At 43.8% G+C, this 12,628-nt stretch carries 11 protein-coding genes; 4 read left to right on the forward strand and 7 right to left on the reverse strand.

Annotated features, from left to right (window positions below):
• The first annotated feature begins 44 nt into the window (after positions 1-44).
• Positions 45-1,022 carry an aldo/keto reductase gene (locus MM817_RS02285; RefSeq protein WP_241712265.1) on the forward strand — a complete coding sequence of 326 codons (978 nt, stop codon included), beginning with the start codon at positions 45-47 and terminating at the stop codon, positions 1,020-1,022.
• A gap of 74 nt (positions 1,023-1,096) precedes the next feature.
• Here the strand turns inward: MM817_RS02285 and MM817_RS02290 are convergent, their stop codons facing one another.
• Positions 1,097-1,420, reverse strand: a complete 324-nt coding sequence (locus MM817_RS02290; protein ID WP_241711816.1) for a DsrE family protein — start codon at positions 1,418-1,420, stop codon at positions 1,097-1,099.
• A 112-nt stretch (positions 1,421-1,532) separates the two neighbouring features.
• On the opposite strand from MM817_RS02290, the gene MM817_RS02295 reads away from it, so the two are divergent.
• Together MM817_RS02295 and MM817_RS02300 are read left to right on the forward strand one after the other, a co-directional pair.
• The gene (locus tag MM817_RS02295) at positions 1,533-2,141 is read left to right on the forward strand and encodes a YitT family protein (RefSeq protein ID WP_241711817.1); all 609 of its coding nucleotides are present in this window, start codon (positions 1,533-1,535) and stop codon (positions 2,139-2,141) included.
• Positions 2,142-2,280: 139 nt separating this feature from the next.
• A complete protein-coding gene (locus tag MM817_RS02300) occupies positions 2,281-3,906 on the forward strand; it encodes a WD40/YVTN/BNR-like repeat-containing protein (protein ID WP_241711818.1) in 1,626 nt (541 codons plus the stop codon).
• Between the two features lie 194 nt (positions 3,907-4,100).
• On the opposite strand, the gene MM817_RS02305 is transcribed toward MM817_RS02300, so the two are convergent.
• From MM817_RS02305 to MM817_RS02325, 5 genes are all read right to left on the reverse strand, one after another.
• Positions 4,101-5,057, reverse strand: coding sequence for an SPFH domain-containing protein (locus MM817_RS02305; protein ID WP_241711819.1), 957 nt, complete (start codon positions 5,055-5,057; stop codon positions 4,101-4,103).
• 57 nt (positions 5,058-5,114) lie between these two features.
• Positions 5,115-5,555, reverse strand: coding sequence for an NfeD family protein (locus tag MM817_RS02310; protein ID WP_241711820.1), 441 nt, complete (start codon positions 5,553-5,555; stop codon positions 5,115-5,117).
• Positions 5,556-5,601: 46 nt separating this feature from the next.
• Positions 5,602-6,939, reverse strand: coding sequence for an MFS transporter (locus tag MM817_RS02315; RefSeq protein ID WP_241711821.1), 1,338 nt, complete (start codon positions 6,937-6,939; stop codon positions 5,602-5,604).
• A 114-nt stretch (positions 6,940-7,053) separates the two neighbouring features.
• Positions 7,054-7,698 (reverse strand): DedA family protein, encoded by a 645-nt coding sequence (locus MM817_RS02320; RefSeq protein ID WP_241711822.1) that lies wholly within the window; start codon positions 7,696-7,698, stop codon positions 7,054-7,056.
• A gap of 46 nt (positions 7,699-7,744) precedes the next feature.
• The gene (locus MM817_RS02325) at positions 7,745-9,415 is read right to left on the reverse strand and encodes a formate--tetrahydrofolate ligase (RefSeq protein ID WP_241711823.1); all 1,671 of its coding nucleotides are present in this window, start codon (positions 9,413-9,415) and stop codon (positions 7,745-7,747) included.
• A 176-nt stretch (positions 9,416-9,591) separates the two neighbouring features.
• On the opposite strand from MM817_RS02325, the gene MM817_RS02330 reads away from it, so the two are divergent.
• Complete coding sequence (locus MM817_RS02330; protein ID WP_241711824.1) at positions 9,592-10,617, forward strand: NADH:flavin oxidoreductase/NADH oxidase; 1,026 nt, start codon at positions 9,592-9,594, stop codon at positions 10,615-10,617.
• A gap of 101 nt (positions 10,618-10,718) precedes the next feature.
• Here MM817_RS02330 and MM817_RS02335 read toward each other — a convergent pair whose 3' ends face one another.
• Positions 10,719-12,605 (reverse strand): S9 family peptidase, encoded by a 1,887-nt coding sequence (locus MM817_RS02335; RefSeq protein ID WP_241711825.1) that lies wholly within the window; start codon positions 12,603-12,605, stop codon positions 10,719-10,721.
• Positions 12,606-12,628 lie beyond the last annotated feature (23 nt).

Here is a 12,628-nt window from a genome sequence, read left to right on the forward strand (position 1 = left end):
GAAATATCTAAGTTAAAAGCATCTACTATGGCAAGGGGGAAATGATGGTGAAGGAAATTCCGTTGCGTCGTCGCGGTTTGCTAGCAAGTCAGCTTGTACTCGGGTGTATGGGGCTTGGCGGGGAGTGGAATCAAAATCCCATTACTGCACAGCATGTATTGCATGCACACGCTGCTGTAGATGCAGCTTTATCTATAGGTATCAACATGTTTGACCATGCTGACATTTATACGATGGGTAAGGCAGAAGAAGTATTTGGACAAGTGCTCAAAGAGCGTAAGGATCTTCGTGAACACATGCTCATTCAATCGAAGTGTGGTATTCGTTTTGCAGATCACGAAGGCAATCCAGGGCGTTATGATTTTTCTGAATCCCACATTTTACATAGTGTCGATGGTACATTATCCCGATTGGGAATCGAATATCTTGACTTTTTGCTTCTCCATCGCCCAGATCCACTAATGGATCCAGAAGAAGTCGCCAGTGCACTACATAAGCTGAAAGCATCTGGTAAGGTCCGTCATTTTGGAGTGTCCAATATGAGTGCTGGTCAGATTCGCTTATTACAAGCCTATTGTGATGAACCACTAATCGTAAACCAACTTGAGATGAGTCTAGTGAAAATCGGATGGCTTGAAACGGGTGTTCATGTAAACCAAGAGGCAGCAAGAAATAACGTGTTTCCAGAAGGTACAATGGAGTTCTGTCAACTTGAGAATATCCAGATTCAAGCATGGGGACCTCTTGCTAAAGGCGTACTTTCCGGTCGCGCTGATTCCAATCAAAGCGACTCTATTCGCGCCACTGCTGCACTGGTGTCGGACCTCGCCAAACAAAAAGAAACAACGCCTGAAGCGATTATTCTCGCTTGGCTAATGACTCATCCAGCAGGCATTCAACCGGTGATCGGCACAGCAAACCCTGATCGAATTCGCGCATGTGGAGAAGCCAACAAGATCTCACTCACTCGCGAGGAGTGGTATAAGCTATATGTCACTGCAAGGGCTAATCCACTACCCTAATCTTCGCAGCACTCTTTTATATAGCCATAGATGATCGCAGTGAACGAGAGGAGCTTGCAAAATCTCCTCTCAGTCTAAGGCCTTAAGTAGATCCAGCCGTCCGCTTGTAGTTTTACAATTTCAGCAACCCCAGAAGGAACCACTTGAATTCCAGTGATCAGTTGATCTTCACTTGTATTCGTTCCACGCATCGTGTTTTGGCAAATCCCTACCTGAACTCCAGCTGGTAATTCGATGGCTCGTTCCTTATGGAACGCAAAAATACCTGGACCAAATGAGATCACCTTAATCTCTGCCTCGGGCATTGCCTTTAGTAAATGTACAATATTATTCACCATAAGCGGCCACTTGGTTTGATCCGATTCATTCCACTGAATAACTACTCGATGTGCTGTCATACGTTTGAACCCCCTCACTTTAGTGCAAACTTCCATATAGAGCATACCAGATGTGCGCAGAGAATCCTACTATTCGTCGTACTACCCTATATAAGGAGAGATCACTGCAGTCATGCCTCCATTGCGTTATTTTATCGGATGCGTTTTAATGGCAGCTATCTCCGTCTTTCTTGAGAAAAGTTCACATATTTCTTCTGGCGGCGTGAGTGGCCTTAGCATTGGAATTGGCGATATTCTACATATCAGTACAGGATTCGTCAACCTCATCATAAAAGCTACCATATTTTGCACTGTGTTTATTTTTAGTGGCAAAAAAACTGTGATTTGGACAGCGATTGGTGCTGCTTTGACAGGTACAAGTATGTGGTTATTCGAGATGCTACCCATCGACGCAGATTGGCCTCAATGGCTCGCCTTTTGTTTAATTCTACTATTTGCAAAACTACCAATGGGTTTACTCGTGTCAAAAGGATACTCCACAGGTGGGTATACTGCCGTAGCGCAAGTATTGTTACAACGCGCTCACATCCCACTCTGGCTATCATTATTATTTTTAAATATGTTATCGATTACTGCCATGTATATTGCACATGGATCCATTTCTGGCGCTCTAAGTCTAATTGCAGGGATTGTTGCAGGCATTGCCACTGAACTATGGGCCATGTTGTCAAGCAAGATTCTTGATTCACCCAAAGTTCACATCAGACACCATCCTGCGTAAGATGAAGATGAGATGGTGAATCCGATATGGATCAAAACATCCTGTGTGATCGTACTTGACTCCGCATTGCGCTACACTATGAAACCTTTTTCTCAAGACAACGTCTAAAGAGTAGACATGACATTGAGGAGATGGGATTTTGCGCAAAAAACGGACATCCATGATCACAACACTTATGGCGATCTCCACAGTAGCCTGCTTAGCACTACCCAAACAAACGTATGCTGCAACAGGTACATCAGACTTGTCCACACAGATTGCTCTCAATGGAACAACTATTGAAACGGCCATGCACATCGCAGTAAACGACCCTTGGACACATCATCTCACTTCATGGCTCCCCATCTATTATCTAAATGAAGCCATGCAACATATGCAAGTATCTGGGACATGGAATGGAACAACACATGTATGGAATCTAACTCCTAACACCAAACGTTTTGTCTTACACATGCACTCCCTACCAACAAGCAGAACCATGGCCCAAAATGAAATGGCGATTGCTATTCATAGCGTCATCATAGAATATGCACCAAAACGTGTGGCACTTGATCCATATAGTGGCGTTATGACAACTTACGTCCCTGTATATTACATTGAGCAAGCCCTGGCACATCTGTCTGTTCAGTCTTCATGGAATGGTACCGACTGGGATATGCGTGCAACCACTGTACAAATCACTCCGTCCTTGCCGTTGCAAGGTCTCTTTATGATCAATCAAGAAGATGGCTGGGGACTATCTGGTCACCATATTTGGCGTACGACAAATGGTGGACTCACGTGGAATAATGCCAGTCCTTTACCGTTTTCAACTGTACGATTAGGAGACAATCCCATCTATAAGGTACGCGGTGGTGGTGCTGACTTCCTCACTGCATCAGATGCCTGGATAGTTCAACAAACAATGAATACACAAGGCCAATATGTAGACACGCGAGTCGATTACACCACTACAGGTGGACGCACATGGCACGCTACAACTATTCCAGTGGCCGGTTATGGTGCATCTCTTTCATTTGTCAACGCACAGGACGGATGGCTGATGGTTGATATTGGAGCAGCTGCCGGATCCGAAGGTGTTAAACTCTTTCATACAACAAACGGTGGCGTATCATGGGAGCTCTCTGCTACAGGTGATATGAATCATACCGCGATTCCATTTGGCGGCAATAAAAATGGCATTGCCTTCTCTACACCCACACATGGCTTTATGACAGGTGAAAATGCACTCTATGGATTTGCATGGTTATATCAGTCAACAAATGCAGGTATGTCATTTACTCGCCAACGATTGGCTATTCCATCATCGCAAAACCATTCACCACTCAACATATTTCCTCCGCAGTTTTTTGGACAACATGGTATTTTACCTGTTTTAAATGGGCTTGGAGGATTGATGATATACGATACTACAAATGATGGAGAATCTTGGTCGCCTACTGCTCTTTTACAACCTTCAGGCACCCATAACCAAGTGCAATTTGTTGACCCAATCAATCAACAGACAATCTACGTTCTAGACACGAAAACCAACAGACAGAGCAATGCCATGGTTTCTGGTACTCTCTATGTCACTCACAACGGTGGTAGCACATGGTCAAAAGTTCAAAGCGGTTCTGAGTTTGCGCAAGCTGAGCAAGTTGATTTCGTAAGCTCGCAAGATGGATATTTGCTCACTGGATCCCCAGGTTCAACTAGTGTTGTGTTTCACACGACAGATGGTGGTTATATGTGGACCCCTATGTCACCTACGGTTAACCGTTAGGCTGTTACACGCCCTTGTGCGCGCGCAGCAACGTATTGACCATAGTCAACGCAGCAAGATAATCCCGCACTAACTAACTAGATCATTTGATGATTGGTACTATATCCATCCATCGATACGAATGAATAGCTCAACAAGGTGTAGCGCACACGCTGTGACTGTGTGCGCTACACCTTGTTGGGTAGCTTTCAACTCTATAGCGATTCCCCACTATTTTTAGTAGCTTGAAACACCTTACTAATCGCGCCCATATTGGCTAGCACATTCACTGCATCTGCTGGGATAAAAATCGTACTAGCTGGTCCCTGCGCCATGTTGCTTAGTGCTTCAAATGACTGAAAAGCGAGTACCTGCTCATCCAATCCCGCAGCAGCCAACATTTCGATGCGATTGCGCTCTCCAGACGCGACAAGGCGAATTCCTTCTGCACGTCCTGTAGCCTCCAAAACGATCGCTTGTTTTACACCTTCTGCACGGCGAATATTGGCTTCTTTCTCCGCTTCTGCGCGTAAGATGGTCGACTGTTTTTCACCTTCTGCACGCAAGATAGCAGACTGTCGTTCCCCTTCTGCCTGAAGAATATTGGCGCGTTTTTCACGTTCTGCTTTCATTTGTTTTTCCATAGACGCTTGAATCTCTGTAGGTGGATGGATATCAATGACTTCTACTCGATCAATCCGCACACCCCAAGTCTCTGTTACTTCATCTAATGATTGCCTTAATTCAAAACTAATGCGGTCACGACCAGACAACGTTTCATCCAGTTCCATATGGCCAACTACTTGACGAATATTGGATGCCGTAATGTTCTGAATCCCCTGTACGAAATTTTGAATGTTATATGTTGCTTGCTGTGCATCAATCACCGTATAAAAAAATACCGTCTCAATCTTAATATTGACATTATCTTTTGTGATGACCTCTTGTCTTGGAACGGTCACTTGTTGTGTGCGCAAATCAAGTTTTTTCTTTACTCGATCAATAAAAGGAAAAATAATATTGAGTCCAGGACCTAATGCGCGATGGAAGCGACCAAACCGCTCCACGATAAATACTGTTTGTTGCCCTACAATACGCACCGATCGCCACACTAAAAGCAGAATCAAAAGCACAACAATCACTAAAATCACTACATTTGATAATCCTGCCATTGAGAAAGTCTCCCCACCTATTTTGTCTTACCACTTATGGTGCAAAGCTTACTCCTGTCACTCCGACACTACTCTACGCACAATCAAGAGAGAACTTTTCACTGCAACTACGAGGACTCGATCACCTCGTTCCACAATTGCCTCTGGGAATTCGCCCCGCGCACTCCACGTTTCATTGCCCACACGTACCATCCCTGTCTTTCCTTCCATTATCTTTGACACCATCACACCTTCTTCACCAACTAACCGTTGAACATTCGATTGATAAGTAGAAGTTGGTGATCCTCTCCAACGTTTAACAAGTGGTCGCGTCAGAATTAATAAAATAATGGACAAGAAGATAAACACGAGCAATTGTATGCCAAAAACATGTAGAAACAAGCTAAGGATCCCAGTTACAAATGCGGAAAGCGCAACCCATAATAAAATAAATGTCGTACTCAACAGCTCAATGACGCCAAGTATGACAGCAAGAATGATCCACACAAAGGAACTCATGTCCCACACTTCTTCCTCAAGTCATCATATAGATGACAGCAATTCTTTAGCTTCTATCATATTTTGTATTTGATACATGCGCAACCATCGGTTTCATCAAGCGATGATACTTTCCTAACATCAATAGCGCAATAAGCATAAAGAAAATAGGCAAGCCTCCAAGCAAGAAACGAAACCCAAATACAGTTCCCGCATTTTGAACTTGAAGTTGACTATTATACCCGCTAACCGAAAAGAAAATTGCCATAATTGCATACTGAACAGATAGACCCAATCGAACAATAAATCCGTTCATTCCTAGATACATACCTTCACGCCGACGTCCCGTGAGAAATGCATCATAATCAATCACATCTGCAAGCAATACATTTAACAATACGAGGAAACCAGAGATCGATATCCCCATCGAGAAACCGGTTACAATCACGCTAATCGGTGACTTATCAAATAAAAATGCGAGAATGGTTCCCATGTATAAAACGGTACTAATCATAGCCGCTTTTACAGTTGACATGCGAATTGCAATTTTAGCCCAAATAAATGATACCGGCATCGCCACTAAAAATATCCCACCTAAAAAGAGACTGCTTTGTAGCGCAGACATATCCACTACGTATTTTGTATAAAACGATGATACGGTAGTAAACATTGTTGTAGACAATTGCACTAAAAAACTGGCCACTACATACATGAGAAACCGTTTGTTTTGAAAAGTTGCTTTTAGTGCCTTACCTAATTGAAATGATTCTTGACGATAAGTCGGATTTTCAAAGGAGCCATAAAGTGAAACATAAATGGATACGACGCTAATGATTGCAAAAATAATAGCCATCGTCGACCAGCCCAATGTCTGTCCGAGTGACTTAGAAAGTGCGACGCCGATAATAAGTCCTATGATCCCAAATACTTGTTGCATGGCAGATACATACACACGAGATTTTTCCTCTTGGTACATTTCAGGGAAGAGACTCCCTACGTTAAGAGCTGTTAATGTAAATCCAATATCAAAAATAAATGTTAACAGTAAAAAATAAACCAATAATCCTTGGGGATGTAACATGGGAGGAGAAAATAAAAAGTAAAACGCAATGCAAAAAGGCAATCCAGCAGCTACGATGTAAGGAATGCGTCTTCCCCACTGCGTATGGGTGCGATCACTAAAATGCCCGGCCAATAAATTCAACCCTGCATTAATGATCCCGTACACGATCATACCAGTAGATAACTCGACACCTGATACTTTTAGTTGTGTTACATAAAAAAATACGGCAACCGTATTAAATGCATTCCACAACATATTTATGCCTAATTGATTCGCACTATACGCCATTTTCTTTCTTAATGGAACTACATCGAGCGATTCTATCTCCATACGATCTTTCATAACCTACCTTCCATCACCATATTTGCAAACTGTTCGATGATGCCTCTCCTCTCGTTACGAGATTAGACATTATGCTAGAACATACTTTGCAAATTGGCAATAGAAAAATAAGTTTTACTCATCCGTAGATTGTTGCTGTGAATCTGTCCTGACCTGCAGCTCGGCTAACGATTTCTTAATACGCCAATGAATATAGAAATACAGCAACAATAAAATCACTACAACCATGACAATAGGGATCATCTGACTCTGCCAATGTTGACTTACGTAGCCCCACGCTTTGACGATTAAACCACCAAACATCACAAAAGTGGCTGTCCATAGAAAGGAAGACACAAAAACTACGGGAGCAAAAATAACCAACTTGACTCGATTGATTCCCGCTACGTAGGGGATAATATCGCGCACAACGGCAATATAGCGAGAAATCACTAACGTAACAATCGTGTATTTTTGAAATAAAACTTCACTCTGTTCCAATCGTTTGGGCGTTAACAACACATATTTCCCGTATTTCAGGATAAATGGCCGCCCTAACAGACGACCGATACCGTAAGCAATCATAGCACCGGTAAATGTCCCAAGTCCGGCTACAATAATAATCAATCCTGGATTCAAATGATAATGTGGATTTTTTGATAAAATTCCAGCTGTCGTCAATTCTGTTTCGCCAGGAACAATTAAAATAAAATATTCGAGTGCGAGCAAGATAAAAAGTCCAACATAGCGAAAAGTCTCAATCAAATGCACAATATTCATTCACTGTTCTCCATTCATGACAAGTACTTCCTTTTAACTAGATCATTTAAAATAACCCAGTCACTTGACCACTTTCGTCGAGATCCACTTTTAATGCATGTGGATGTTTGGGTAACCCAGGCATCGTCATAATATCTCCTGTGAGACACACTAAAAACTCTGCACCAAGCGATGGGCGAATGTCGCGAATCGTAATCGTGAATTCCTGCACATCACCTATAAGACTAGGATTATCAGAAAATGAATAAGGTGTTTTAGCCATACAAATGGGCAAGTTGCTCCACCCATGACGGTCACAGTCTGCCAACTGCCGCTTCGCTACGTCAGTAAATTGCACAGTTCGCGCTCCGTATACTTTTTTACAAATAATTTCAATCTTATTAAGTAAAGATTGCTCGACATCATAAATAGGTGCAAAGCTCATCTCGGAATGGTCGATTGTTTCCATAATAGCTCTCGCCAATTCCATACCGCCTGCACCACCTTTAGCAAATACTTCGGTAAGTGCTACACGAAAACCATGTTCTGCACATAGTTTCTCGACATGAGCAAGTTCGGCATCCGTATCTGTCGGAAAGCGATTGAGTGCTATAACAAACGGTACATGATACTCCGATACAATGCGTGCATGATGTGCTAGATTGGCAAACCCGCGCGTGATCGCAGCTAGATCCTCGATCGTGAGGTCCTTTTTAGGAATGCCTCCATGGTATTTAAGAGCGCGCACAGTCGCCACAATCACAGCTGCGCTTGGTTCTAATTGACCACGTCGACACTTAATATCAAAAAATTTCTCAGCTCCTAAATCGGCTCCAAATCCAGCTTCTGTGACGACATACTCGCCTAGTTTTAACGCCATTTGCGTGGCAATCAGACTATTGCATCCATGAGCAATATTGCCAAATGGTCCACCGTGAATTATGGCCGGCGTATTTTCAATAGTCTGCACTAAGTTTGGGTGTATCGCATCTTTTAGCAATGCAGCAAGTGCACCCTGCACGCCAAGATCAGAGACAGTCACCGGAACATTTTCATAGGTATAGCCAATGAGCATACGCGCTAAGGCATCCTTTAACTCTGTCGCATTTTCCACCAAACATAACAACGCCATAATTTCCGATGCCACGGTGATGTCAAATCCAGCCTCGCGTGTCACGCCATTGCCTCGACCACCTAGACCTATAGCAACTTGCCGCAAAGACCGATCATTGATATCTAATACGCGCCGCCATGTCACCCGATCCGGATCGATATGCAGTTCGTTGCCTTGGTACAGATGATTGTCAATTAGTGCAGCGAGTAAATTATGCGCTGTGGTGATCGCGTGAAAGTCTCCAGTGAAATGTAAATTAATATCGCTCATCGGGAGCACTTGGGAATACCCCCCACCCGCAGCCCCACCTTTTAACCCGAAATTCGGTCCAAGGGAGGGTTCGCGAATGGCTGCTATCGCACGTTGCGACAATTTGTTTAGGGCTTGAGCAAGGCCAATCGTCACTGTAGATTTGCCTTCTCCAGCCGGCGTCGGACTCATCGCTGTCACAAGAATTAACTTTCCATCTGGATGATTTTTCATTTTTTCTAAAACGTCCACATGAATTTTTGCTTTATATCGTCCATAGGGTTCCCACTCTTCGTCTGCTAACCCTAACTGTTTTGCAATCATCGCAATGGGAAGCATCGTCGCTTCCTGTGCAATAGCACTGTCACTTTTCATCAAAATCTACCCACCTCATGTTTAAGTAAAGTCACTTCATGAGTTTTATGGTATCGAAATATGATGTATTGTCAAACCAAAGGTTCGGCATACTGAGCTTGTTATCTCTAATTACTTCCGTTAGTATAGTAACAGACTATACAATAGTTATAGAATCAAGAAAGGGGATTTTATTCATGGCGCAATTATTTACCCCATATTCCATAAAAGACCTACATCTAAAAAATCGAGTCGTCATGGCACCCATGTGCCAATACTCCGTAACTGCTAAAGATGGTAAACCAAATGATTGGCATTTTGTTCATTACACAAGTCGTGCTGTTGGTGGAGCCGGTCTGATCATTACAGAAATGACTGATGTAGAACCCGATGGACGCATCACAGACTATGACTTAGGACTATGGTCAGATGAACAAATTCCGGCATTTCGCCATATCGTAGACTCCTGCCACACCTATGGAGCGAAGATTGGCATTCAGATCGCCCATGCTGGTCGCAAGGCAGAAGATGCTCCTGTACCCGTCGCTCCATCAGCCATTCAGTATCCTGGAGATCGTTACAAGATGCCACGTGCCTTAACCACAGATGAGGTTAAGCGCTTAATTGAGAAGTTCGGTCAAACAGCAAAACGCGCGCTACAAGCTGGTGTCGATACTATCGAATTACACGGTGCACACGGTTACCTTATCCATCAATTTCAATCACCACTAACCAACCAGCGTTCGGACGAGTACGGAAAAGATTTATCCCGTTTTGGCGTCGAGGTCATTCAAGCAGTCAAAGCCGAATTGCCAAGCACCATGCCATTATTGTTACGCATATCAGCCATTGAATACGTTGCTGGCGGATACGGTATAGACTATAGTATCGACATGGCAAAGCAGTATCAAAAAGCAGGCGTTGATATGCTGCATGTCAGCTCTGGTGGTGAAGGCCCCATCGGTTCAGCAGGTCGCCCAGGCAGCTCACCAGGTTATCAAGTACCCCTAGCTAGAGCTTTGAAACATGCACTCACTATACCCATCATTGCTGTAGGGAGGCTGGAGGATGCAGCACTCGCTGAAGCGGTCATTGCAAATGAAGACGCAGATCTTGTTGCTATAGCGCGTGGCATGTTACGCGATCCATACTGGGCACTTCATGCAGCCACTGATCTCAAAGAAACTCCAGATGCGCCAAAACAGTACGCGCGTGCGTTTTAACCCTCCACAACAGCATGGTGGGCTTGTAACATCATAACAACACTACAGGTACAGAGTAGCTAGAAGTCTAGCTACTCTGTACCTGTATACATGTGATGCAGTTATTTTAGTCCTGATACACCCACATAGCGATCAAGAAATGTGGCAATCTCTCCAAAAACCAAGATGCGGTTATGCAATTTCACTAAACCATGTCCTTCATCTTCTAAGCGAACGTACTCTACAGGGTGATTGCGCGCTCGTAACGCAGTAACGATGCCTTCTGCTTCCCCGATTGGAACGCGTGGATCATTGGCACCGTGTGAAATGAACATCGGACACATGATATCATGAACGCGATGACTCGGTGCAATTTCATCAAAGAAATCCCCATCTTGTTCCACCGTGCCATATTCAGGCTCTCGCAAGTGTCTTCGATATGGACTGGTATTTTCCATAAACGTGCGAAAATTAGCGATTCCCACGATATCAATACCCGCTGCAAAAAGTGTCTGATAATGTGTTACCGCCGCAAGAACCATAAATCCACCGTAACTACGCCCCATAACAGCGATACGCTCCTTATGTGCGTTGCCTTCTGCCACTAACCATTCTGTAGCTTTAGCAAGATCGGCCACCGAATCCATGCGTTTTCGCACGTCGTCCAAGTGCACATATGTGCGACCATATCCTGAACTCCCGCGAACATTGGGAACGAGAACTGCGTATCCCCGATGGACGAAGTATTGTAAAATCGGATTAAATTCATTGCGACTTTGAGATTCAGGGCCACCATGCACATAGACAATGACTGACAAAGGGCCAGATGTTTCTGTCGGGCGATAATAGTAGGCTGGGATCATCCGACCATCAAAGGTAGGATAATGAATCAGCTCAGGTTCATGAAATGCAGAACGTGGAAGGCCGGAAATTGCAGCATACGTCACACGCGTAACGGCGGTTGTATGATCCTCTTTTTCTTTCACATCTACAGCCCAAACTTCTGCACCTACACGTGGACTATTGTGTGATACGGCCAAACTAGTCGTATTTGGTTTCCACGATACATGCCCAATCACACCAGAAGGTAATCCCAGGATCCTCTGCGCACTCACTCCTTTTTCTGCGATGTTCGCGAGATCCATCACATATAGTTGTGATGTTCCGTCCTCGTTTTTACTGTATGCAAGCATTGAACCATCAGATGATGGTGTGAGTGTCTCCGCATCCCAATCATCTTCTGTTAGATAGGACCATGTTTTCTTTTCTACATCCATCATCGCCACACGCGTAAATTCACTATCCTGATTGGTCGTAAAGAATATGTTTTTACCATCTTTAGAAAAGTGTAACGACCCGTAATGCGCCTCGCCATCGTGAGCAGTTAGCAAGATAAGCTCACCTGTTTCAATGTTGACGAGGTACACATCGTTATTTAAATTGGTAAATGATCTCGACATCAGAACAAAGCGTCCATCCGGTGAAAACTTGTGTGCATGGTTGGTGTACTCGCTACGATGTACAAGCGTATGTGTCTCTGTATCAAGATCGTACAGATACACATCAAAATTGCGCCCATTGCGTTTATTGCTGGAATACGAGAAACGATGACCATCTGCAGACCAACCGCCAAACTGATACATATGTGCAGGATCATTCGTCACATTTCGAACAGCTATCCCTTCATAATCTGTAAGATACAATTGAGCATTCTCTGTACCTGACATATCTGCGCTCATACATAATAGTTGTCCTTTGGGACACACATGAAAAGACATGATTCGATCCGGGAAGAAACTCAACTGACGCGGCCATGGAGCATCTGCTGACAATGTCCAAATTTGAGGTGTACCTGTGCTATTGGATAGAAAAAATAGCATCTCTCCATCTGGAGAGTACACTGCATCTGTCGCTTGCTTGACCTCGATAAAACGTTGAACTGCAATGGGCAAGCTACTTACACCGTGCGCGTCATGCTGTTCATGCTCCACAAAAAGATCGTTAGTCAAAGATATGTCTCCCTCCACCATCT

The organism is Sulfoacidibacillus ferrooxidans (assembly GCF_022606465.1).
Taxonomy (GTDB): Bacteria; Bacillota; Bacilli; order Alicyclobacillales; family SLC66; genus Sulfoacidibacillus; species Sulfoacidibacillus ferrooxidans.